21 protein-coding genes are annotated in these 25,470 nt (G+C 35.8%); 19 read left to right on the top strand and 2 right to left on the bottom strand.

The window, feature by feature from the left end; genetic code table 11:
* Positions 1-6: 6 nt before the first annotated feature.
* From HMPREF0389_RS06335 to HMPREF0389_RS06290, 10 genes are all read left to right on the top strand, one after another.
* Positions 7-1,026, top strand: a complete 1,020-nt coding sequence (locus tag HMPREF0389_RS06335; protein WP_014262799.1) for an ABC transporter ATP-binding protein — start codon at positions 7-9, stop codon at positions 1,024-1,026.
* Positions 1,019-2,011, top strand: a complete 993-nt coding sequence (locus HMPREF0389_RS06330; protein ID WP_014262798.1) for an ABC transporter ATP-binding protein — start codon at positions 1,019-1,021, stop codon at positions 2,009-2,011. Before HMPREF0389_RS06335 ends, HMPREF0389_RS06330 begins: the two co-directional genes overlap by 8 nt.
* A gap of 81 nt (positions 2,012-2,092) precedes the next feature.
* Entirely contained in the window at positions 2,093-3,724 is a 1,632-nt protein-coding gene (locus HMPREF0389_RS06325) for a peptide ABC transporter substrate-binding protein (RefSeq protein ID WP_014262797.1), read from the top strand.
* Positions 3,725-4,817: 1,093 nt separating this feature from the next.
* On the top strand, positions 4,818-6,422 hold the full coding sequence (locus HMPREF0389_RS06320; protein ID WP_041251048.1) for a sensor histidine kinase: 1,605 nt from the start codon (positions 4,818-4,820) through the stop codon (positions 6,420-6,422).
* Between the two features lie 14 nt (positions 6,423-6,436).
* Positions 6,437-7,102 carry a response regulator gene (locus tag HMPREF0389_RS06315; RefSeq protein ID WP_014262795.1) on the top strand — a complete coding sequence of 222 codons (666 nt, stop codon included), beginning with the start codon at positions 6,437-6,439 and terminating at the stop codon, positions 7,100-7,102.
* 70 nt (positions 7,103-7,172) lie between these two features.
* The gene (locus HMPREF0389_RS06310) at positions 7,173-7,949 is read left to right on the top strand and encodes a hypothetical protein (protein ID WP_041250835.1); all 777 of its coding nucleotides are present in this window, start codon (positions 7,173-7,175) and stop codon (positions 7,947-7,949) included.
* Positions 7,950-7,969: 20 nt separating this feature from the next.
* Positions 7,970-8,323, top strand: coding sequence for a hypothetical protein (locus tag HMPREF0389_RS06305; RefSeq protein WP_014262793.1), 354 nt, complete (start codon positions 7,970-7,972; stop codon positions 8,321-8,323).
* Positions 8,292-9,533, top strand: a complete 1,242-nt coding sequence (locus tag HMPREF0389_RS06300) for a signal peptidase I (RefSeq protein WP_041250834.1) — start codon at positions 8,292-8,294, stop codon at positions 9,531-9,533. Before HMPREF0389_RS06305 ends, HMPREF0389_RS06300 begins: the two co-directional genes overlap by 32 nt.
* Entirely contained in the window at positions 9,523-10,683 is a 1,161-nt protein-coding gene (locus tag HMPREF0389_RS06295) for a DUF5305 domain-containing protein (RefSeq protein WP_041250833.1), read from the top strand. The genes HMPREF0389_RS06300 and HMPREF0389_RS06295 overlap by 11 nt, the downstream gene beginning before the upstream one ends.
* Before the next feature lie 1,118 nt (positions 10,684-11,801).
* Positions 11,802-12,791, top strand: coding sequence for a hypothetical protein (locus tag HMPREF0389_RS06290; RefSeq protein ID WP_041250832.1), 990 nt, complete (start codon positions 11,802-11,804; stop codon positions 12,789-12,791).
* 663 nt (positions 12,792-13,454) lie between these two features.
* Here the strand turns inward: HMPREF0389_RS06290 and HMPREF0389_RS06285 are convergent.
* Positions 13,455-13,829, bottom strand: a complete 375-nt coding sequence (locus HMPREF0389_RS06285; protein ID WP_014262789.1) for a class II SORL domain-containing protein — start codon at positions 13,827-13,829, stop codon at positions 13,455-13,457.
* Positions 13,830-14,530: 701 nt separating this feature from the next.
* Here HMPREF0389_RS06285 and HMPREF0389_RS06280 point away from each other — a divergent pair.
* The 9 genes from HMPREF0389_RS06280 (at position 14,531) to pyrE (ending at position 22,767) form a co-directional block, all read left to right on the top strand.
* Positions 14,531-15,175, top strand: coding sequence for a Yip1 family protein (locus HMPREF0389_RS06280; protein WP_014262787.1), 645 nt, complete (start codon positions 14,531-14,533; stop codon positions 15,173-15,175).
* A 272-nt stretch (positions 15,176-15,447) separates the two neighbouring features.
* The gene (locus tag HMPREF0389_RS06275) at positions 15,448-16,074 is read left to right on the top strand and encodes a hypothetical protein (RefSeq protein ID WP_014262786.1); all 627 of its coding nucleotides are present in this window, start codon (positions 15,448-15,450) and stop codon (positions 16,072-16,074) included.
* Positions 16,075-16,432: 358 nt separating this feature from the next.
* Positions 16,433-16,993 carry a YIP1 family protein gene (locus HMPREF0389_RS06270; RefSeq protein ID WP_014262785.1) on the top strand — a complete coding sequence of 187 codons (561 nt, stop codon included), beginning with the start codon at positions 16,433-16,435 and terminating at the stop codon, positions 16,991-16,993.
* A 511-nt stretch (positions 16,994-17,504) separates the two neighbouring features.
* Entirely contained in the window at positions 17,505-18,581 is a 1,077-nt protein-coding gene (pyrB, locus tag HMPREF0389_RS06265) for an aspartate carbamoyltransferase (RefSeq protein ID WP_014262784.1), read from the top strand.
* A 21-nt stretch (positions 18,582-18,602) separates the two neighbouring features.
* The gene (locus HMPREF0389_RS06260) at positions 18,603-19,763 is read left to right on the top strand and encodes an amidohydrolase family protein (RefSeq protein WP_014262783.1); all 1,161 of its coding nucleotides are present in this window, start codon (positions 18,603-18,605) and stop codon (positions 19,761-19,763) included.
* A complete protein-coding gene (gene pyrF / locus HMPREF0389_RS06255; protein WP_014262782.1) occupies positions 19,744-20,598 on the top strand; it encodes an orotidine-5'-phosphate decarboxylase in 855 nt (284 codons plus the stop codon). The genes HMPREF0389_RS06260 and pyrF overlap by 20 nt, the downstream gene beginning before the upstream one ends.
* Positions 20,583-21,281, top strand: coding sequence for a dihydroorotate dehydrogenase electron transfer subunit (locus HMPREF0389_RS06250; RefSeq protein ID WP_014262781.1), 699 nt, complete (start codon positions 20,583-20,585; stop codon positions 21,279-21,281). The genes pyrF and HMPREF0389_RS06250 overlap by 16 nt, the downstream gene beginning before the upstream one ends.
* Complete coding sequence (locus tag HMPREF0389_RS06245; RefSeq protein ID WP_014262780.1) at positions 21,278-22,189, top strand: dihydroorotate dehydrogenase; 912 nt, start codon at positions 21,278-21,280, stop codon at positions 22,187-22,189. Before HMPREF0389_RS06250 ends, HMPREF0389_RS06245 begins: the two co-directional genes overlap by 4 nt.
* An 8-nt stretch (positions 22,190-22,197) precedes the next feature.
* Positions 22,198-22,767 (top strand): orotate phosphoribosyltransferase, encoded by a 570-nt coding sequence (gene pyrE / locus HMPREF0389_RS06240; RefSeq protein WP_014262779.1) that lies wholly within the window; start codon positions 22,198-22,200, stop codon positions 22,765-22,767.
* Positions 22,768-22,876: 109 nt separating this feature from the next.
* On the opposite strand, the gene HMPREF0389_RS06235 is transcribed toward pyrE, so the two are convergent.
* Positions 22,877-24,808 carry an ABC-F family ATP-binding cassette domain-containing protein gene (locus HMPREF0389_RS06235; protein ID WP_014262778.1) on the bottom strand — a complete coding sequence of 644 codons (1,932 nt, stop codon included), beginning with the start codon at positions 24,806-24,808 and terminating at the stop codon, positions 22,877-22,879.
* Positions 24,809-25,470 lie beyond the last annotated feature (662 nt).

The raw sequence follows: 25,470 nt of genomic DNA, 5'->3' as shown, positions 1-25,470 counted from the left end.
TAAAAAATGGGAAACAAATTGTTAGAAGTAAAAGACTTATATACCTCCTTTTTTACACATGTCGGAGAGGTAAAAGCTATTCGGGGAATCAGCTTTCATTTGGATAAGGGAGAAGCGGTCGGAATTGTAGGGGAATCAGGTTCCGGAAAATCAGTAACTTCGTTGTCCCTTATGAAATTGTTGGTATATCCGGGAAAAGTAGTTGGCGGAGAAATGATTTTCAAAGGAGAGCATTTAGAGAATAAAACAGAAAAAGAGATGCAAAAAATTCGTGGGAATGAGATTTCTATGATATTTCAAGATCCGATGACATCACTGAATCCTGTGTTCACAATCGGAAATCAAATAAAAGAAGCAATTCGTACTCACCAAAAGTTGAGTGGGGAAGCGTTGGACAAAAAAGCGGTAGAAATGCTTCGACTGGTAGGAATTCCGTCTCCGGAAAGCAGATTGAAACAATATCCGCATGAATTTTCCGGCGGAATGAGACAGAGAGCAATGATAGCGATGGCACTTTCTTGTGAACCTTCTCTATTGATTGCCGACGAACCGACAACAGCACTGGATGTTACGATTCAAGCACAAATCTTAGAGTTGATGAAGGACTTGAAAACGCATTTAGAAACATCTATTATTTTGATTACTCATGATTTGGGGGTAGTTGCCGATGTATGTTCCAGAATCATTGTTATGTACGGCGGATTGGTCATGGAAGAAGGAACCACAAATGAAATCTTCTATTCTCCGCAACATCCGTATACTTTAGGACTACTTCGTTCTATCCCGAAATTAGTAGATAAAGAAGATAAGCAACGCTTGATTCCGATTGACGGAACACCTCCGGACTTGTTGAAACCGCCGGCAGGTTGTCCGTTTGCACCTCGTTGTGAATATGCAATGAAAGTGTGTATGAAGAAATTACCACCTTTTGTTCAGGTATCAGAAACACATAAGTCAGCTTGTTGGTTGCTTCACAAAGAGGCACCGACAGTTACGGGATTTCAAAAGGGGGTAGCACATGTATAATGAAAATGCGGAAGTTTTGTTAGAGATAAAAAACTTAAAAAAATATTTTGATGTATCAAAAGGATTTTTGAAAAAAGATAAAAAATATGTACAAGCAGTAGACGACGTTTCTTTCAAAATCCATAAAGGAGAAACATTGGGATTGGTTGGAGAATCCGGATGTGGAAAATCCACAACAGGAAGAACCATTATTCGCCTTTACGAACCGACAGATGGAAGTATTATCTTTAAGGGAGAAGATATTACAAAGTTAAATTCATCTGAAATGAAGAAGTATCGCAAAGCGATTCAAATGATTTTCCAAGATCCTTATGCATCGTTGAACTCAAGAATGACAGTTGGAGATATTATCAGAGAGCCGTTGGACATCCATAATATCGGTACACCGGAAAGCAGAAAAAAAATCGTAGAAGATTTGTTGGATGCAGTAGGTTTGAATCCGGATCATGCCGCTCGTTATCCTCATGAATTTTCAGGAGGGCAAAGACAGCGTATCGGAATTGCACGTGCATTAGCGGTAGAGCCTGAATTTATCATTTGTGATGAACCGATTTCCGCTCTGGATGTTTCGATTCAAGCACAAGTTATCAACATGTTGGAAGATCTTCAGAGAGAAAGAGGATTGACCTATTTGTTTATTGCACACGACCTTTCCATGGTAAAACATATCTCCGATAGGATTGGAGTAATGTACCTTGGAAAAATTGTAGAGTTGACAGATGCGGATGAATTGTACAGTAATCCGAAGCATCCGTATACACAGGCACTGTTATCCGCTATTCCGATTCCGGATCCTGAAGTTGCCAAGAAGAACCAAAGAATCTTATTGGAAGGGGATGTGCCAAGTCCGATCAATCCGCCTTCAGGATGTCGTTTCAGAACAAGATGTCAATATGCAATGGATATTTGTGCAGCAGAAGAACCTGTCACAAGAGAATTATCCGAAGGGCATTATTGTGCATGTCATTTATACAATGACAAATAAAACAGTCATATATAGGTAACTCATTACCAATATATATTATTTTAACTTTCAAATTTTAATGATAATTTAGGAGGGAAAGAAATGAAGAAGAGATTATTAGCACTTACATTAGTAGCTGCAATGGGAATTTCCTTATTTGCCGGATGTGGTGGAAACACAGACGGCGGAGACACAGGAGCAGCCGGTGGCGGAGTAGTTACACACAACTTAAACTCTGAACCGAAATCAATTGACCCTGCATTGAACACAGCTGTAGACGGTCACCAAGTAATCAACAGTGTATTTGAAGGTCTTTGTCGTTTGGACGAAAAAGATCAAGGAATTCCGGGAATTGCAGAATCTTGGGATATCAGCGAAGACAACTTGACATATACATTCCATTTAAGAGATGCTAAATGGTCTGACGGACAACCGGTAAAAGCTTCCGATTTCGTATATGCATGGAAGAGAGCGGTAGATCCTGCAACAGCTGCAGAATATGCTTATCAAATGTATTACCTTAAAAACGGAGAAGCAATCAACAACGGCGAAAAACCTGTTGATGAATTAGGTGTAAAAGCAATTGATGACAAAACATTGGAAGTTACATTAGAAAGTGTTACTCCATACTTCTTACAATTGACAGCATTTCCAACATATATGCCGGTAAGAGAAGATGTTGTATCTGCTGATCCTGAAGGATGGGCATTGAATATGGATACTTATATCGGAAACGGACCATTTAAAGTACAAGAATGGAAACATGACGATGTATTGAAACTTGTAAAAAATGAAAACTACTACGATGCAGACAAAGTAAAATTAGACGGAATCGACTATGTATTTATCGTAGAAGCTTCTACAGCAGTATCTGCATTTGAATCAGGAGAAATCGACTATATGGATTCTGTTCCTGCAGAAAAAATTGCAGTGTTAGAAGAAGCAAATGATGAAAACTTCAAAATTCTTCCTTACTTGGGAACATACTTCTATATATTCAATATGAACCAAGAACCTGTTAACAATCCAAAAGTTAGAAAAGCACTATCTCTTGCAATTAACAGAACAGACATTGTAGAACAAGTAACAAAAGCAGGTCAAGTTCCTGCAACAGGATTCGTTCCGAAAGGAGTTTCAATGTCTGACGGAACAACAGATTTCCAAGAAACAGCCGGAGATTACAATATGCCGATAGATGATTCTAAAGTGGAAGAAGCAAAACAATTGATGGCAGAAGCAGGATATCCTGACGGACAAGGTTTCCCGACAATCGAACTTCTTTATAACACAAATGAAGGACATAAAGCAATTGCAGAAGCAATTCAAGCTATGTGGAAACAAAACCTTGGAATTAATGTAGAACTTCGTAACGAAGAGTGGAAAGTATTCCAAACATCAAGAAATGAAGGAAACTATACAGTAGCTCGTCACGGATGGATTGGAGACTATGTAGATCCAATGACATTCTTGGATATGTGGATTACAGCTTCCGGAAACAATGATGCTAAATTCTCTAACCCTAAATATGATGAGTTGATTTTAAAAGCAAAATCTACTCTTGGAAAAGAAAGAGATGATGCAATGTTAGAAGCTCAAGCTATTTTGATGGAAGAATTGCCTGTAATGCCAATCTACTACTATACAAATGCTATTTTGATGAGATCAACAGTTAAAAATGCACCAAAATCTATTACAGGACCTGTAAACTATAGAGAAGCATATCTTGAAAAATAAGAACAATCATTTTGAGATAATTTGCCAAACAAATCATTAGCAAACTAAAAGTTGAAAGTTAAAAAATAAGTCAAGCAAAAGCCTTAGATACAGAAGATTATCTTTTGAATCTAAGGTTTTTTTGTATTTTTTGAACAGTTGGGCGAGCTAATGGTATATATGATACTATCAATACTATTAGCTATTAGAACTGACAGATTGAATGCTTTGAACTATATGATTCTCCCAATTATTTTTCAGCAATTGTATATTCTCCATACCAAGCATTTTAAACGGAGAATAGTACAAACACTATTTTAAAGTGTAGAGATAGATGAAATAGAGAATAAAAGATAAAAGAATTAAAAATGCAAATTTTTACTATAAATTTAATCAGTGATTAGTATGATTTTCTGTTTTTTTCACATATTTTTAAAAATATCGGAAGATTTTATATATTTATTATTTTTATATTTTCGTTTTCAGAATTTTATGATATAATTAATTAAAACACTTGTATTCCCCCTTATGTTATTGTGGTAATTGACATTTTGATGGATTTTGGAGTATGGGTGTGTTTTTTTATATAAAAATCATAAATATTGAAAAGATTATGTAATAGGATAATAAAGTATAATCTTCTAATACCGATAGTTTTAGCGGCATATACTCTCTAATAGGTAGAAGGAGTACCACTTTTGAGGAATATACAAACTAATCTTATTTTATTAAAATAAAAGTGGGGGAGGTTGGGTTTGTATTTCCAATATAAAAATTAGAATATTCAGACTGTAATGTGCAATACTTGTGATTTTGTCATTACATACGAAAGGAGTGATGCACAATGGTTATAGATAGGAGTTGTTTGAACCACAGTGACTTTGTGCGAACAGTTAATTCAGAAAAATTCGGCTATTTTGAGAATTCTTGTATATTGGAGATAACTTACTTTTTACTGTGTTGTAAGATATCAAAATAAGTTTATATCGTTTGGATGACATCGCTTTTTTGTCTCTGTGGAAGGTTTGGTTGAGGAACTTTATTAGGAATTTGAAAAAACTTGGTAAAAAGGGAAATGTTGGGAGAGTTTATTCAAGAAAAAGAGGTGTTGTCTATGGCGAAGAAGGATTGGCCCGAGTATATAAATATATGTATTATTTATAGAATAGTGACGTTGTTTTTTTCGACAGTGGTTTATGTCGCTATGTCAGTTTTTTACGAAGATAAGACCGGTTATAAGTTTGTTGTAATAGGAATGCTTGCATCATGTATCCTGAGTTCTTGGATTTATAAAAAGATAGGAACCAGAGAACCTTGGCTTCGGATTATGTTTGCATTGGAAGTGTTTGCTTACGGGATTTTTACAATGGTAAGTGGAGGCTTCTCCAGTCCGTATCTATGGTATCAGATGAACTGTGTTCTGCTTATGATTACGTTGGAAGAACACATCGGAGTGACGATTTTGGCTTCGGCATGGTGCTTTTTTACCGTGGTTGCAGGAACCGGTGAAGGAAAAATCACCTATCAGGAACTCAATATTGCACTCGGTATCATTGTTGTAATAGGCGGTTTTTATGTTTTTCGTTTCTACATCAGGCAAATCAACGAACAAAAAGCAGAGTTGCTTGCTTTGAATGAAAAGCTGAAAGGAGAAAAAGAAAAGAGTGAGTCTGCATTTTTGAAGCTCACGGAAGTTTATGAAACGTTTAATCTCTTTGCTATGACAAACCCTGAAAATATTATAAGGGAACTGCTACAGCTATTGAAACGAGCAATTGCACCAAGCGGTTGCATGTTGGTAAAGCTTGATGATTTGTTTTACCCTCATGAGATAGAGCATATAGGTCTTGAAGAAGAAGTTGTTGAAGAATTATTGAAAAAAATTAAGGCTGAAAAACTGACTTTTATTAAAAATTGTGTAGATTGTGAATTTTATCTCTATGTAGAGGGAAGTCACTACAAAGCGAGATTTATAGGAGACGATATTTCATTGAGAGGTCTGTTTATCAGGCATGCTGAAGATATAAAACAGGAGAAGGAAGAATTTTATTGGAATCTGATTGATATTATTTTTACAAACCTTGATGTCCATACCCAACTGGAACGTTTCATTGCAATGGAAGAACAAAATCGTATTGCAAACGAAATCCACGATACGGTAATTCAAAAGCTGTTTGGGGTTGTGTGTAGCCTTAAGGTGATGGAGAATAAGGTAAGCAGTAAAGGGGACAATGAATTGAAAGAATACATTGTTATGTTGAAACGTTCAATTGAACTTGTAATGACAGAACTTAGAGAGAGCATATATGGGAGAAGATTTAAAGATAGTCGCCATACTTTCATAGGAACGATGAAGTTATATATGAAAGAAGCGGAGACGTTATGTAATACGAAAATTGAAATGGATATCGATGCTAATTCAGACTATATGTCTTTGACTCAGAAAATTGCTATATATCGTATTTCGTGTGAAGCGGTTAATAATGCAATTCGTCATGGAAATGCTACCGTAGTTAAGATTATACTTAAATTATTTCCCAAACAGATTGTTCTCAAAGTTGAGGACAATGGAGAGGGATTTATCAAAACTCAGGAAGGCTTATATGAAGGTAACGGTTTAAAGAATATGAAAAATATAGCAGCACTCTTGAAAGGAAGATTGGTACTCGATACTCAAAGAGAAATGGGCATGACAGTCGAATTGGTTTTACCCAGATAAGAGGAGAGGATATTATGATAATCGTTCTGGATGATCATCCTATTGCAAGAGAAGGGTTGGAAGCAATTATTAAGATGTATAAGCCTCAAGAAGATATTGTTCAAGCAGGAACAGTGGAAGAGGCGATAAGTATTATGGAGACCAAGAAACCCGATATGGTGTTTGTGGATATCAACTTAGGGAAGGAGAGTGGCTTTGATTTTTTGGAGTGGTTGCACTCGAAGAAAAGTGAAGTGAAGGTGCTTATGATTACATCGTCTTCCAGTGAAAGTGATTTTTTACACGCGAGAGCATTGGGGGTAGATGCCTATCTTTTGAAAGATGCTTTTATCGATGATATCGTTTACAGTCTCAAAGTGATAGAGCGGGGAGGAAAATTTTATTCTTCCGATTTAGTTGATCAAATGGGTCAGTTGAGCGAAGAAGAAAAGTTGTTGGAAACGCTTACGAAGAGAGAGTTGGAGGTGTTGTTTTTCCTAAACCAAGGATACTCTAATGCAAAAATAGGAGAAGCGCTTTTTGTTTCCGAGGGGACCGTAAAGAAACACATTTCAAACCTTTTGGGAAAACTTGGACTTGAAAACAGAATGGAAGCCGGACTTTTTTCAAGCAGAAACAGTGAGAAGTTGGAATTGATGATACAATTCGGAGAAGAGACAATCAGAGAGTTCTCCAGTTAAACAGGATGATTTTGATTGATACAAATAAATTAATTTCTTATTGATGATAAAGAAACGGGAGGTCAAAATTATGAGAAAAGTGAGAAGAACAAGGGCAAAGAAGCTGATAATTGTTTTGGCAATGGTGGCAGGTATGGTAACAGTGGGTGCTACCTATGCAGTTTGGAATGCCGGTCTGAACATAGATGCTAAGATTACGACCGGAAACATGGATATTCTCTTTAGAGACCATGTCAATGAACAGTATCAGGCATCTTTGGTAGATGTCAGGGATAGAGAAAAGGCAAAGGTGAATGCTGAATTTGTCATGGAGGAAGATGGAAAAAAGATGAAGATATCCTTTAAGACAGGATTGCCTTTAGCTGATCTTATGCGAGGACATCTGATAAAAATCGAATTTCCTTTGGCTTTTGCACCTGACAGTACGGTAAATATGCTTGCGGAAAGAGAGGTCGACTTCCGTAAAGAAGGAGAACTTGTTGAGATGAAGTGTGATAAGGTAATGGTGCTTTCCGGTTTGGAACTGTATTCAACCGATGTGTTGAAAGAGAACTTTAAACAAGACTTGAAATTTGACTTGTACTATACGGTTAACTCTGAAAATGAACCGGAAAAAGGTGAAATGACAGGAACTATTTTGTTGAAGCTTCGAGATGAGAGTATTCAAAGTTTACAGAATTTACCACAGACACTTTCGTTAAAACAATCTGACTTACAAAAGTTGACCACCTTGACAGAAGAAGAAAGAGCTGAGTTTCAACAGGATGGGATTGTAGCTTCATACATGTGTAAGCTTCCATTTTATGTGGAACAGAAAAATGTTGAGGGGTCTCCTACCGAGGAGTAGAGATTAAGGAGGTATTTAAGATGAAACGAAGTATAGCTTTTTTCGTTGTAACAGTGTTAGTTTCGCTGCCTGTTACAAAGGTATATGCATATTGGAACGATAAATTGAATGTGGATTTTACTGCTATGTTTGTCTATCCGACTCAGATTGTAGTGGAAAAAAGCGGAGATGTAACCGGGGCAGGTGCTTCATCCGAGCAGAAGCAATTTAATCAACAAACTCCCGTATTAGAAGGAGATGGCTTGCTGAACCCTGATAAGGATACAGCTCCTGTTCAGAACCTTCAGACGAATCCGGTTGTAGAGGAACAACAAGTTGACATGGAGCAGGAGGCGATAAATCATGATACGATTCCTGAAGTGTCCGAACCATAGAAAAGGTGTGGTTCATATAACTGATGACAGGAATTACAGAAAGTTTTTCATTTTCTTTCTTGTAGCATTGGCTGTGTCAGCGATTCCTGTATGGAGAGCAAAACTGAATAATGTGTACTATATATCCTTGTTTTATTGGGGATTTATACTGTTTATTATGTCAACCTTAGTTCCGGGTATTCATATACCCGGAAGGGAGACAATAAGAAGTTCTGTTCGCGGTTATGCGATTATGGGGGCGAGTGTTTATATCACCATCAACTTTATTATCGGAGTGATTTTAAAGCAGTTGAAAGCTACCCCTTATGATATATCACCTAAGGGTCTGTTGCTGAATCTTATGATTATTATTCCCGCTTTAGTTGCAAGAGAAAAAATACGAGCTTATGGTATCGGAACAATTTGGCGCACAGTGAAATACAGGAGGTTCGCCATAGTCACATTTACCTTGTTGATGGCATTGACGGAAATTAACTTAGGCAAGATAGACAAACTTGATGGTGCAGAGGGGATAGTGACATATCTTTTATGTGATGTTTTAGCGGTGTTTGCAAGAAACTATTTAATGTCAGTACTTGTATTTTATGGTGGAAGTCGAGCATCCATGTTTTACTTTGGTATATTGCAATTGTTTGAAAAATGTTTTCCGTTTTTGCCGGAGATTCCTTGGATTGCTACCGGAGCGGTTGGAATTATGTTCCCAATATTTTTTGGAAGTTATATTGCTGAGCGGTGTGCGATGGAAAGGGCAGAAAAAAGACCGGAAGATCCCAAGGGGGACTTTGGATATGTCACTATTTTAACCTTAGCGATCTTGTTTTCGTGGTTCAGCGTAGGTGTGTTTCATGTGTATCCGTCTACCGTGCTGACAGGAAGTATGGAGCCTGTAATCTATCCCGGAGATGTGGTTTTGATTCAAAAAATGTTGAAAGAAGAAGATATAGAAGCCCTAAAAGAAGGAGATATTATCAATTTTCAGCGTGGAAAAATTACAATCACACACAGAATTGAAGAAATTTTGAAAGATGAGGCGGGGAATCTGTCGTTTGTTACTAAGGGAGACAATAATAAGAGCAGAGATGAACAGATTGTATTACCGAATGATGTAAAAGGGATTATAGTACAAGTAGTACCGAAGGTAGGAATACCTATCCTGTGGGTTAAAAGTGGAAATACAGCACCGGAAGGGGTTATTGACTATGAAGAATGAAATAATGGGAAGTGAGAACTTACAAGCTGAAGATATTGATATTTTGAAAGAAAATAATGAAAATGAAACTGATGACGATTTTGATTATGAACGGAAAGGAAAAATGAAGTTCAGAATCCAAAAGAAAAAAAGACGGGTGTTGCTTCTGATAGGCGTATTGTTTCTTATTATCGGAGGTATTGGTCTGATTCTGTTTGCACTTCCCAAGTCAGAGGAGCAGGAAGTAAATATAGCAACCTACAAACTAACTGCAGATTCTACTTATCGGGTTCACCTAAAACCTAACTCCTTGCTTTCAAATGAGTGGATGGAAGAAGGACTTTTATATCCGGAACGATTAACAGATTTTGTGGAAATCAACCTGAATGTCGAAGGAGTTCTTACAAAAGAGCAGAAAGTATCCGGAGAATATGAGATTAGTGTGTTGTTGGAGGGTTACCAGACACGTTCGGAAGAGAAGAAAACGATTTATGAAAGACGTTATCCTTTGAAAAAAGGAAAAGTGGAAGAAAGCACAACAAATCACATGTCACTTGAAGAAACTGTTCAAATTACTCCTTCTGCTCATATGAAATTTGCAGAAGAAGCAGAGGCTATTCTTGGGGGAAGAACCTCGAGAGATTTGTGTGTTTTGATGGATGGGACATTTCTGATAGCAGGGCAGGAAAAAAAGATTTCTTATAAATGTCCGATTCCCATAGAAGGGGAAAATTTCTATGAGATTAAAAAATCGGAACCTGTGGCGGAAAACGGAGAGATTACCGAGAAGTCTACAGTGGATGTGGTACCTTCCTTATCGGAATACATCCTGTTTTTGATTCTTGCTTTGGTAGGACTTGCAATTTTAGTAATAAGAGCAATTTTTACCAGAGATTTGAGGGAAGATGAAATTTGGGAAGTAAACTTATTGAAGGTTATGAAAAAATACGGAAGTCGAATGGTTTGCTTAGAAGAATTGCCTGAAACAAGGGATAGAAGTGTTTTATTTCTGAAAAATATGCGAAGCATGGTAGAACTTGCTGAAGAAGTAAGAGAGCCTGTGCTCTATTGTTTGGGAGAAGACGGTCTTCCTAAAAATGGAATTTTTTATGTATTAGCCAAAGAGCATGTCTATATACTGAAATTCAATCAGGACGACAGCAGTTTCTAAAAGAATTCTTATTTAATGGGAATAACTTTGAATTCGGAAGGATAACCCAACGCTTGATTCATCCATAATGCAATTATCCGGTTTAAGAGAAGAGATGTTTGGGATGTAGAAGCATTTGGTTTACAAATCATAAATACTTTTGTACTGTATATTCTATAAAGAGAAGTCATTGATGTAAATTGTTTCAACAGATGACGACAGACTATACAAAAGTAAATAATTTACAAAAATAAAAAATTACAATAGATAAGGTATTATAATAATAGTATTCTTGAATTACCGAATTTTTAACATAGCAGTCAAAGGCTGCTATGTTTTTTAGTATAGTATACTTGTTATTCGGTTGATACTAATACAAATCACTTAAAATGATAGTAAGAATTTGCTTTTTTGATGTTGCAATTTTGAAATATTATATTTTTATTCTCTTTATTTATTAGTCATATATGATTCTTACACTTTAAAATCGTGTTCGTATAAAATCTAATAGATTATGTATGATGAGGTATCGTTGTCATTATGAAAAATATAGGTGTTAGTATTATTTATAGGAAATAGATTACTCATGGGGATTTGACTATGTTTTTGTATAAAATGTCATAAATGTTCATTTGAAAGAAATGCTATCTTTCATATTGGGCATATTTGAAACAATTCGAGTAGAGTGTTGAACTCATTAAAATAGAAACAGTAGCTTGAAATTATTACAAAGGCAAGTGAAACATATCATAGTATGGGGTGTAGAAGTATTGGAGTGGCAGAAATATTCGGTTTACAAATCATAAAAACTTCCGATTCCTTCCAAACACGAAAAGTATGGGTAGCAATCGTTTCAACAGATAATCGTATATAAGGTCATTATGATTCCAAAGTTCAAATAAACCAAAGTATACTACTTAGTAGCATGAGCAATAAACTTTAGTACGAACATAAACTTGCTTTAGAGGAATAGCGTAGTCATCGAAACAGAAAAAAATATGAGACCAAAGAGAACAAAAGATAAGACTTAAGAGGGTTTTGAAATCGTGGAATAAAAGTTATACTCTAAGTGTAACAGAGTACATGTTCTGTTACAGTACTTAAAAACAAAGTTGTTAATTTACGAAGGAGGAAGGGTCATGAAAAGAATGAATGGAAAATCACTGGTAGGAAGTGTATTGGCATTGTCCTTAGTTCTTGCGGGAACAGGATATGCGTATTGGACAGACACTCTAAGCATTAATACTAAGGCTACAACAGGAGAGTTCGGAGTAAAATTTGCTGACCTTGGATTGTATGCACAATATAACAATGAGACCTTAAAGGGTGGTTGGAGTATTGTAGACGGAGTGAAACACGGTGCTAACGACGGATTTGTAGCAGATGACTTCTTTATGAGAGGAACTACAGATTACGATAAAATCGCAAAAGACGGAAGTATCGAGCAATACCATAAGGAAGCTGCGGGATTCAACAAAGTAGAATTTGATGCAGAGCTTGCGAATGCTGAAACTCTTAAAAAAGGACCTGCAGTTTATGTAGGATCAAAAGGAAGCGATACAATTAATGTTACAATCGAAAAAATGTATCCCGGATATGCACAAGCATTCCGTACAGACATCGTTAACGTAGGTGACATCGCTGCAAAATTGGGCAACATCAAGTTTGATGTAAAAGGTGGAACTGATGTAGGTAATCTTGAAAATATGATTGGTTTGGCGATTCTTGTTGAAGGAGAACAATATAATCCTACAGTACATCCTAACGGATGGAATATCTTCAAACTTGCTGCAAACTTTAAAGATGATAAAGTATTTACAGTAGGCGGAGTTCAATTCGTAAGATTGTCCGCATTGAGAGATGCAGATTTTGCTGAAGTATTAAAAGATAAAGAAGCAATGCTTTGTGCTCCTGCTACAGACAACAGAATGGATTTATTCTTGGGAGTAGCTATGGATCCTGACGCAGAGGGAGTATATACAACAGGAACATCTGCTAAAATGACAGACAAAGATGATGCGTTATCTCAAAATAAAGATATTAACGTTGAAATCAAATTGCTATGGGATCAATTTAACGTAGGAAAAGATGCAGGAAATCCTAACATTCTTAAAAAACAAAACCATTAATTAGTAGGACATTAACATCTTAATTAACGGAGTGTAGAAATGACAAAATAATCAAGAAATGATAAAGATGAAGACTATCGGGAGTATCACTTCCGGTAGTCTTCATCTTTCCTAAAGAACGAATCAGTATAAAAAGGAGTAGTTAACATAACGTTACTACTCCTTTTCCACCCATCCGCTTTTTCTGTATACTAAAGGGGGCAACCATATTCTGGCTTATAGGAAAAAATGTTGATAAAAATCGATATATATATTGTAAAAATAATGTGTGTAGCGGTTTAATGTTTTTTAAAAGAAGATTGAGGGTGGACAAAAAGTGTTGATAAAAAATTGCTAATAAATTGGAATAGCAAGTGTTAAATATGATATATCTTTCTTAAAGTATAAAAAATATAAATGATTGGAGTTAAAATACGATAAAACAACTAAATTCATAGACTATAGGACAAAAGTATGTGTAAAAAACAAGTAGCTATTGAGATATCAAAAGCCTATTAGTTTTTAGTTGTTGGAATAAGATTAAGAAAATAGGAGAGATGATATTCTACATATCATTGATAGGTTAATCGGATAGGAACTCTTTTTGGTAAAGCATAATTGAAGTGCGAAAATGAAAAAGGCATATAGTACAAATGCCCTATATGCCTAAATAAACAAATGAAATTATTCAGCTGTCACTTCTTTCACATTTTCCCATAATCCGTGAAGATTGCAGTAACTCAATGCAACTAATTTTCCGGAAGAAGGAAGTTTTACAGAGAACACAGCTTTTGGTTCTGTAAACAGATTTGCTTCTCCGTGAGAATCAAAATGAACATCACCAAGTTCTACAACGTTTTTGCTGCCTTCTGCAACAAAGAAAAGTTTGAACCATGCAATATAGTGTTCAGCAGTATTTGGGTGAGAAATCGCATCCCCGATAGATAAAGTTACATCTGTAACTTCTCCAGCCTTAAATGTATCAGCACATGTAATTACCGGTACATGTTTTTCGCCTTTCCAATCTCCTGTTTTGATAAAATCTTGTAAAATACTCATAATATCCCCCTTATAATAACTGTTTCCTGTTAATTTTAAATCACTTTCTGACTTCATTATACCCTAATAAATTAAAAATCAAACGAAAAAACATAAAATTTTCACAAGAAAATAAATGAAAGAAATAATGTATTCTTTGTCACATTCAACAGACAGAAAATAGGAAGCTGTGAATAAAGCTGTGTCAAAGATTTCAATACAAAAGCTTAATTGAATTGTCGGAAATCTTAATTAAAAAATTACTCCATGTAATCTTGTTATCATTGAAGTGGGTTTTGAAATGGAGTGGTGTGGTTATCCCATCATAGATTGTAACTTGAAATTGTGATAGAGAGTAGATGAAACAGATGGGATAGCCATAATATTGATTGTTGATGAAAGTGATAATAAAAATCTGTTTTTTTAATACGATGATACTGTATTCTCTTCTTTATAACCATACACTATATACATTTCAAAATAGTGTTTCATGTAAGAGTATACTATCTTCATTGAGAATTGAGTCGGAATGCTTCCAAAAAAGCAAGGTATGTTCGAAAAAATAAGACTTGATGAAGATAGAGAGAAGAATATGAGAATCATTGACAGATATATATTTTTTTCGATATACTGTGATTTAGATAAACATGATAATCGTCAAAAAATTTTTTTGGGCAGGTATGATGTGTTGCTATAAGAAGTTCTTTTGTTAGGAGGCAGTTATGTCAGATTACAATAATTACAATAATTACGATGATTACGATGAATGCAAAAAGTATGAAGACTATGAAGAGTATGAAGACTATGATGAAGACGGTTTTTTGGATTATTTGAGAAATTTGTTGTTTTCACCAAGGTCTCTTGGAGAACAAATAAAAAAACGACCTGAGATTTTGCGGATATCTTTGCTTGTATTTGTTCTCATATTTATTGAACTTCTATTGGAAAAAGAAGAAATTACATTTTCGATTATTGTGTCAATAGTTGTATATTTGTCGATTTTAATAATTGGAACCTCAGTTTTTGCACTGAATAAACATTTTGCAGGAGATATGACTTATAAAGAAGCTCTTTCGGTCTGTCTTTTTATCATGGCTATTCGTTTTGTAGGTATGATATTTTGTGTATTGATTGGTGATTTTGCTACCCTTTCATGGTGGATTGGAACAATGTTAGGTATTTGGTCATGGTGTATTATGTATATACTTATTCAGGAAACATCCTATCTTGAAACAAAACATTGTGTATTAATAACGATTGTCGGTGCTATTTGTTTTCTTATAGGTATGGTTGTGATTATACCATCCTTGTTAGAAAGTATTTTGTTAAAACTGCTTGCCGCTTATTTGCACTTGAAAGGGTATTAGTATAAGACTCTATTAGGCAAAATTTTATGATATGAAGAAAAAATACAGTTCTATGATGTTGTGTTGTGCATTGTCGAAAAAACAAATTTCATCTTGTCGCGTATGTTTGACAATCTTAGATTCAATTGAAGATAGAAGAAAATGGCAGCCATTGACAGCAATATGTTTTTTCGATACACTACCGGTTATAGATAATAACGACAGTTAAAAAACTATTTTTTGATAGGGTATTGTTTTTATTGTACATAACTTTATTTGTAAGGAGGGTAGTAATGTCGAATTATAACGATGACAGATATGATAGCGAATATGACAATGATAGACAAGACAGTCTTTTGATTTATTTTTATAATTTAGTTGTTTCACCACGAACTCTCGGACAACAAATCGAAAGAGACCCTAAAATTTTTGGGACAGCACTAATCGTATACATCCCTTTTGTTATTTATGTTTTGAAATTTACATCATTTATGTCAGATACGATGTCGTATAGTCCAATCATGTTATTTCTATATGTAATTATCATAGTCATACACATATGTGTGGAAATCGGGGTAGTAGCTTTTATACTTTTTGTGTTGAATAAACTCTTTCGTGGGGAGATGAGGTATAAAGAAGCCGTTTCTGTTACACTTTTTCCCAGAATGATAATTTTTATAGGTTTGTTACTATTCAGTTTTCTCAATGAGATTTTTTTTGGTTCTATTTTGATTCCTATTGCTTTAATTTTGATCAGTATCGGTTCTGTGATTTGGTGGTTATGTATCATTGCTGTGTTAGTCGAGGAGATATCTTATTTGGGAACGGGCATATCTTTTTTGATAGCGGTTTTAAATCACTTTATCGTTTTTTCCATGATGATTACATATATAGTTATCGCAGAAAAAATTCTAAACTGATTTGTTTCGAAAATGGTAGCATTATAGATTAGGGGTAGGGTGTGAGATTACTATAAATTTCGGCTTTTTCTATTAGTTTTTCTATGATTTTTGTCAATGCCGTTCTATATAAAAATATTACCTTACTTTCAATAAAATCGGCAGTTTTCGGGGTACACATCAGAGACTTTCTTGCCGCTTTTTTCTATACTGCTCAAAGCAATGGAAGGCATTGTTGCTTTTTATGATATCGTATCATCATGGGCATATATCTTTTTATATATAGTATAGTCAGATTTGTAAAGTGTTGTTCAATAGTAAATGTTTTTGTACATGTTATTTTTGATTTAATCAATGTGTTATTTTTAAGGAGGAAGTTATGTCAGATTACAATGAATATGAAGAGTATGAAGAAGGTAATTTTTTAGAGCGTTCGGTCAATTTTGTTATTGCGCCGAGAAGTCTTATGGAAAAGGAGCCGGAAATTCTTTGGCCGTTGATTGCTTTATTTCTTGTTGTGTCTGTTCATACTATTGTTAAAGAAGAAACCTCATTGATAGTTGTTATTTCAGCGTGTATATTTATATTTTTAATAGCGCTTGGACTGGCATTTTTGCTTTTTGTGATAAACAAAATGTTCAGTGGTGAGATGAGCTATAAGGAAGCATTTTGGATTATGTTGATTATGCTTGTAATGCAAAGTATAGGTGGACTTTTAGGTGCTATAGCAGGCAAAGTGTCCGGGACAGAGTACTTGGTAACAGTATTTCAGACACCATTTAGATTGTGGTCTTATTATGTCGGTGCTGTGCTGATTGAAGAATCGTCCTGTCTTGAAATTTGGAAGTGTATTTTAATAATGGTGTTAGCCATGTTAGTAATACCTGTGAGTATAGCATTTGTTATAATAGATTGGGGATTCTCTTCCGGAATATTTTAACTTATTGAGATAGAGTGGAACAACTTGTAACAGAAATAAAGAAAGAATAGAAAATTTGGTTAGATAACAAGAAAGTTGTATCTTTGAATCAGTGCGAAAGAACGCAAAAAAGGTATATGGAAATGATAAAACTTCTTGAAGTGGAAATTTCATCAAAACTTGTCCGGATTCCGGGATTTTATACTTGTCATGGGTTTGAAAAAAAAGAAAAGTAGGTTATGTTTGATGACATATTTTTCTTTTTGAATATTAAAAATAATTTCATTCCTTGTATACTTTAATATGAAATCGTATCGGTTGCAATACTCCATGGTTCAAAGATGCAATACGATTGTAATTCGGTAATAAATTTGAAAATGAATTCTTATGTGTAAAATATGCAATTTTTTGATAATGTTATTGACAAAGAATGTGCAATCAAGTATATTTATTTAAAACAACATACAAAAAAGAACACAGTTATGTTTGCTCTTTTAATGTAGTACGAGAGACTATCAAGGAGGAATAAGTAATGAAACATTTAATCGGAATTAACGATTTTACAATTGAAGAATTGGCGGAATTGATTAAGGTAGGACAAGATATTTCTTTGCATCCCCAAAATTATTTGGATAAGATGAGAGGAAAAGTCATGGCTACCTTATTTTTTGAGCCTTCTACCAGAACAAAGTTCAGTTTTGAGACAGCAATGCTTCGTTTGGGAGGACAAATTATCGGATTGTCCGAAGTAAAAAATTCTTCCGTAGCAAAAGGAGAATCTTTGAAAGACACCGTTCAAACCGTAGCTTGTTATACAGATTTAATCGTAATGAGACATCCGATGGAAGGAGCACCGCAACTTGCGACCGAAATTCTTGATGTTCCTTTGATTAACGCGGGAGACGGCGGGCATCAACATCCGACACAAACATTGACAGACTTGCTTACCATCTATAAAGAAAAAGGTCGTTTGGATAATTTGAACATCGCATTGGTAGGAGATTTGAAGTATGGAAGAACAGTACATTCTCTTGTTGAAGCAATCACTAAATATGATAACAATACATTCTTTTTTGTATCACCGAAAGAGTTGGAAATGCCGGAATATGTAAAGAACGGTATCAAAGGCGGATGTTTCTTCGAGAGCAGAAGTTTGGAAGAAGTTCTTCCGCAGGTAGATATTGTGTATATGACAAGAATCCAAAAAGAAAGATTCGATGATTTGGAAACATACGAACGTTTAAAAAATGTATATATTTTAGATGAAGAGAAAATGAAGTTGGCAAAAGAAGATACGATTATTATGCATCCGCTTCCAAGGGTAAACGAGATTACTGAAGGTGTGGATAAAGATAAGCGTGCAAAATACTTTGACCAAGCAAAAAACGGAATGTATATCAGAATGGCATTGATTATGAAATTGATTGAAGAGGCTGAAAAAGATCCGTCACGCCCAACCAAACCGGAGTATTCCACGATATATACTACTTGCCCGAATCCAAAATGCATCTCGAATCATGAGTATGTAGAGAGAGTGGAATTCCATGAAAAAACAGCAGAAGATCATGCATACAGTTGTGAGTACTGTGATAGAGTAATTACAATTTAACATAAGAATGGAGGAACGATTATGTTGTGGATTCAAAATGCAATGATTCCGGAATTGAATAGAGTAGACGATGTATTGGTCAAGGATGATAACATTTTTAAGATTGGAAGAGAGTCTGTTTTATCTTATGTGAAAGGTACAAAAGAAAAAGTTGACATGATTGAGGCAGAGGGGTTGTACCTTTTGCCTTCCTTTGTAGATAGCCATTTTCACCTTAGAAATCCGGGTTTTGCTTACAAGCAAACTTATGGCGAAGCGGATGTTGCCTGTATGAAGGGTGGATATACCGATGTGATTGCGATGGCAAACACCAAGCCTGTTGCAGACTGTCCCGAAGTTGTACAAGAAGTATTGGACAATGCCAAACCGCTTCACTTAGATGTGTATCAAGCAGGTTCTGTAACAAAAGGACTGCTTGGAGAAGAGTTGGTAGCCTTCAAAGAGATGATGGCATTGACCAAGATTTTTTCAGATGACGGAAAAAATGTAGATAACGCCGAAGTGATGAAAAAAGCATTGGCAAAATCACAGGAATTAGGTTTTTTGATCATGGATCACAGTGAACCGGAAACTGAGATGGTCATTCGAAACATTGAGCTTGTGAAAGAGGTCGGCGGAAACTTACATTTTTGTCACATCAGTCGCAAGGCATCCGTAGAAGCGATTGTGAAAGCAAAAGAGATGGGTTTACATGTTACATTTGAAGTAACTCCACACCATTTGTTCAGTCATGGATTGAGCTACCGTGTCAATCCGCCGATTGCAACAAAAGAGGACAGTGAGTACCTTGTAGAGGCAATCAAAAGAGGTTATGTAGACTATGTAGGAACAGATCACGCTCCGCATTCGGATGATGATAAGAAAAAAGGTGCACCGGGAATCATCAATATCGAAAATGCTTTTTCTATGATTCGAAAAGTATGTTTTGAACATAATATAGATTGGAACACAATGATACAGTTGATGTCTGTCCGTCCGGCAACATTGATTGACAAAAAAAGAGGAGTACAGGAAGGAAATATCGCTGATTTGATTCTTGTATCAGATAAAGAAACGACTCTTTTAAAAGAAGAATTGACAACACGAAGCAAAAATACACCGTATGACGGACAAGAAGTGCGAGGAATTGTCGAAAAAACAATTGTGAAGGGAGAAATTGCATATGACAATGAAAGAGCTTAAAAAGAGAGCGATTGAAAAAAGTCCTCTTTGCGTTGGAATCGATTTGAGAGAAAATCAAATTCCTCTTGCTATTTCGAACGGAACATTTGAAGTGGAAGAGCATTTTGTTGCCTATGCAAAAGCAATTGTAGATAACACCAAAGAGTATGCAGCTTGCTATAAGGTACAGATTGCTTGTTATGAGGCATACGGTTTGGCAGGACTTCGAGCTTATGCAAGGATTCTCAACTACATTCGAAGTCAAGGAGAGATTGTGATAGCTGATATTAAAAGGGGAGACATCGGTTCTACTGCAGAAATGTATGCACAGGGACATTTTACGGGAGATTTTGAGGCGGATATTGTAACATTGAACGCCTATATGGGCAAAGATGCTGTTTCTCCGTATTTTCCATACTTCAAACAAGGCAAAGGAGCTTTTATTTTAGGTAAAACATCCAATCCCGGTTCCAAAGACTTTCAAGATTTGAAGGTGAACCAAACAGAGCAAACTCTTTCCCAAAATGTGTTGGACACCATTTATCAATGGGGAAAAGAATGTGATACAGGAAGTGAACTTCCTTGTATGGGAGCGGTTGTCGGAGTGAACAATATTGCAGACATCCATGCGATGAAACCATATACAGACAAACTGTTTCTGCTTGTACCGGGATACGGAGCACAAGGTGCAAAAATTGAAGACATCCGAACTTTGATTGCAGACAGACAAAACGGAGTAGTGAATGTATCCAGAGGAATGACAGCAGGAATCGTAGAAGAAAAAGAGTTTGAACAGGAATTAAGAAGAAGAGCACAACAATTTGCGAAGGAGCTTTTGCAGTGTATCAACAAGTAGAAATATTAGAAAACAAAGAAGTGACAAGAGATTTGTATCATCTGAAACTGAAAGGATGTTACGATATCAAAGCAGGACAGTTTTTTATGTTGAAAAAAGAGCAATCGAATATGACATTATTTCGTCCTATCAGTATCTTTGATGTAGATGAGGAAGGAATTCACTTTTTGTATCTTGTCAAAGGAAGCGGTACAAAGGTATTGAGTCAGACGAAAGTCGGTGAGACACTTTCGATTCATGGACCTTATGGGAACGGCTTTCCAATCTTAGATACCAAAGCATGTTTGATTGGCGGAGGAATCGGAATGGCTCCGTTATATCTGTGTGCAAAACACAATCCCGATGCCAAGTTATATATCGGTTTAAGAGAAGCCCTCTATACAGAGAAAGAAATCCAAACTATACAGTCACTTTTTGAGGGTGTGAATGTTCACTTCAAAATCGGTGGAACCATCTTGGATGATGTTTTATGGGAAGAGTGGGAAACCGTCTTGACCTGTGGACCTTCCAAAATGATGGAAGCGGTTTCGAAACAGCATGACAACACCTATGTTTCTTTGGAAAGACACATGGGATGCGGAATCGGAGCTTGTTTGTCCTGTTCTTGCAAAACGATGCTCGGGATGAAAAAAGTATGCAAAGACGGACCTGTATTCCATCAAAAGGAGGTTGTGTGGGAATGATGCAACAGACGATATGGGGCAAAACATTCAAAAATCCAATTATTGCAGCATCCGGAACATTCGGATTCGGAAGTGAATACAACGAATTCTATGATATTTCCAACCTTGGTGGAATTTCAACCAAAGGATTGACTTTGGAGCCCAGAGACGGGAATTCCGGAATTCGTATCATTGAGACTCCTTCGGGAATTATGAACTCTATCGGATTACAAAATCCGGGAGTCAAAGATTATATCTTACATGAGAGCCATTTTTTACGTGAAAAAGATACCGTTATTTTGGCAAATGTAGGAGGTTCTACATTGGAAAGTTACTTGGAAGCCTTAGAACTATTGGAAGAACACAATAAGACGCATCGAGTGATGGATATTATCGAACTGAATATCTCCTGTCCGAATGTGAAGGCGGGAGGAATGGCGTTTGGAATGAATGCCTGTGATGCGGAATATATTACGAAAGAGGCAAAAAAAATTACTTCAATTCCACTTGTAGTCAAACTCTCTCCGAATGCACATCATTTGGTAGAAGTTGCACAAGCAGTAGAATCTGCCGGAGCAGACGGCTTAAGTTTGGTCAATACATTCAATGCGTTGGAAATTGATATTCATAGAAGAAAAGCTGTTTTTGACAATGTCACAGCCGGACTTTCCGGACCTGCAATTCGTCCGATTGCCCTTCGTATGGTGAGAGAAGTGAGCAAAGCGGTTTCTATTCCGGTTATCGGAATGGGAGGAGTAGAAACTTGGGAAGATGTCATTAAGTTTATTATGGCAGGAGCACATTTGGTACAGTTTGGAACGGCATCTTTTATCAATCCGATGGCAGGATTGGAATTAGTAGAAGGTGTAGAACGCTATATGGAAGAAAATCATATTCATAGTTTTGATGAAATCAGAGGAATTATTTAATAAAGAAGATGGGGGAGAGTATTATGTTAGAAATCTTAAAAGAAACAGGTGCATTATTGGAAGGACACTTCTTGTTGACATCCGGAAAACACTCCAAAGAATATGTGCAATGTGCCAAAATTCTTCGTTATCCGGATAAAGCGGCACAAGTTTTGCAACCGGTTGCGGAACAATTAAAAGATTTGAAACCTGATTTATTGGTAGGGCCTGCTATGGGTGGAATTATTGTAGCTTATGAATTGGGAAGACAACTTGGAATAGAGGCAATCTTTACAGAGCGTGTGGACGGAAAGATGGAACTTAGAAGAGGGTTTGAAATTCCTAAAGGTTCTCGAATTGTTATCTGTGAAGATGTCGTTACCACAGCAAAATCATCCTTGGAAGTAAAAGACCTGTTGGAAGAAATGGGTGGAGAAGTCATAGGTTTAGCATCTATCATCGACCGTACCGCAGGGAATGTAGATGTCGATATTATCAGTGCCATTCAATTACACATTGATACATTTGATAAAGAAGACTGTCCGATGTGTAAAGAAGGATTGCCTTATGTAAAACCCGGCAGCAGAAAAATAAAATAGAGCGGTAGCATAACAAAACCGATAAGACAATCAGAAATGATGGATTAAAAAAGTAGTACGTTACACGATAAGGTGTAAGATACTACTTTTTGTTTTTTAAAATTCTATATTATTCATCCATCTCTTCTAACGTTTCATGAAGTTCTTCCCACTCCAACATTGTCTGTTCCAACGATGAAGAGGCATTTTCTTTTTCTTTTTGTACTCTCATTGCTTCGGAAGGATTGGAATAGACTTCTTCTTTACACAGTTCCAAGTCAAGTTGTTCTATTTTTTCTTCCAGTTGCATAATCGTTTCTTCTAAGGTTTGAATTTGTTTTTTCAGTTGTCGAAGTTCCTTTTCTTTTTCTTTGGACTTTCTCTTTTGTTGTTTTTGTTGCGTCTTGTTTACTGTCTGTTCCTGCAACATTTCTTGCATCTCTTTTCGTTCGGTAATCTTTTCCAAATAGTATTCGTAATTGCCGAGATATTCCTCTACGCCGTTTGGTTTCAGTACAAGAATTCTGTCTGCAACCTTATTCAAAAAGTACCGGTCATGCGAGATAAAAAAAAGTGTACCTTCATAGGCTATCAACGCATCCTCCAACACTTCTTTGGATGAGATGTCCAGATGGTTCGTCGGTTCATCCAAAAATAAAAAGTTGGAGCTGGATAACATCAGTTTCAAAAGTGAAATACGAGATTTTTCGCCTCCGCTCAGAGTAGAAATCAGCTTAAAAACATCATCACCATAAAATAAAAATGCTGCCAACATATTGCGAATTTGTGTTTCTTTCAGATTGGGATATGCTTGCCAAACCTCTTCCAAAATAGTGTTGGAATCATTCAAATCTTGCCTTGTTTGGTCGAAGTAACAAGGTTTGACATTGGTTCCAAATGAGATGGAACCGTCATCGGAAGATGTTTTATCCAACAGAATTTGGAAGAGTGTCGTTTTGCCGCAACCGTTCGGACCGATAAGAGCAACTTTTTCTCCACGAAAAATATCAAAGGAAACATCGTGGAACAGATGGCGTTGCCCAAATGATTTTGCAAGATGTTTGGCATGGAGCACCTCATATCCGCTTTGTACAGATGGAGAAAATTGGATTTGTGCCTGTTTTTCCATAGTTTGAGGTTTTTCGGTCTTCTCCATTTTATCCAACAATTTTTCGCGACTTCTTGCTCTTTTGACTTGCTTTTCGCGTCCAAATGCCCTGAGTTGACGAATGATTTCTTTTTGTCGTTTGATTTCAGCTTGATTTTCTTTGTAATTTTTTTCCGCAAGCTCTTCTTCAACAGTCTTCTTAATCAGATAATCGCTATAGTTTCCGTTGTAGTCAAACAATCGCTTATTGCGAATTTCCAGTGTTCTTGTAACCAGTTGATCCAAAAAATACCGGTCGTGAGAAATCAGAATGACATTGCCCTTATATTGTTTCAAATAAGTTTCTAACCATTGAATACTATCCATATCCAAGTGGTTTGTCGGTTCGTCAAGCAATAAGATATTCGGTTTTTTCAACAGAAGTTTGGACAACAGAAGACGAGTCATCTCTCCACCTGACAACAGTTTGACAGACTTGTTCATTTCTTCTTCCGAAAAACCTAATCCGATTAAAATTCCCTTTGCTTCCGAATGATAGGCATAGCCGTTCATTTGAGAGAATTGCTCTGTTTTTTTTGCATAGAGAGTCATTACTTTTTCAAGTTCCTCTTCCTGATCGGATAATCGTGCGATTTCATGTTCTAAGAACTGAATCTCTCTTTCAAGCTCCATCACATCGTGGAACACATCCAACACTTCTTCATATAACGTGTGATTGGAATCGACACGAACATTTTGCTCAAGATATCCGATAGAAGTTTCTTTGGAAATATAGATATCTCCGGAATCCGGATATAATTCCTTTGCAATCAACTTAAACAGAGTGGATTTTCCGGCACCGTTCATTCCGACCAGTCCTATTTTTTCATATTCGTTTACGGAAAATGTGATATTTTCAATAATTTGTTCCACACCGTACGATTTTGATATATTGTTTAAAGCTAATGTAATCATAAAAATTCTTCCTTTAGTAGAGTATATGTATCAAACAGGGTTGATCGTTGTTTCAAATAATTGAGATAAAAACTTACTTCATAAAACTTACTTCATAACAACAGGAATGTTTTTACATCCGGACACAATACGAAAAAGCGACAGTAATATCGGAAGGATTGATAATTTTGTCGTATTTTTATTTGAGATTGTTCCAATCAAAATATGTTATGAATGAATGCAACGAAATGATATCAGTAAGTTGCTCGCCTTCTTTATTGTAGCATAAATTGGGGAGATAGACTATTATGAAATGAAAACAAGTTATCATATAAATAAATTTGTATTTATTTTGTAAAAAATACAAACTAAAAATACAGAATTATTTTTTGTGACATACTTATTTTTCTATGAAGAAGTGTATGTTTCAAGAATTAGGAAACACTTTGATTGATTGATGTCAATGTAACCCTTTGAACATTAAATTGCAATCCTAAACTGCAATAGCAAATTGATTAATATTTAGGATAGACAAGACAATATTTTTATGCTATCTTTGTAGGTAGATGATGAAAATCGGTATCAAACAGTTACGGTTACAAAAGAAAAAATTCGGAAAAAATACAAAAACAAAACTTCTTTTTTTGAAAGTAATTTGTATGTATATAACAGAAAAGTAATCT

The organism is Filifactor alocis ATCC 35896, from assembly GCF_000163895.2.
In the GTDB taxonomy this organism is placed as follows: Bacteria; Bacillota; Clostridia; order Peptostreptococcales; family Filifactoraceae; genus Filifactor; species Filifactor alocis.
Note: the sequence above shows the minus strand (reverse complement) of the source record. Positions and strands in the feature narration are given on the sequence as shown.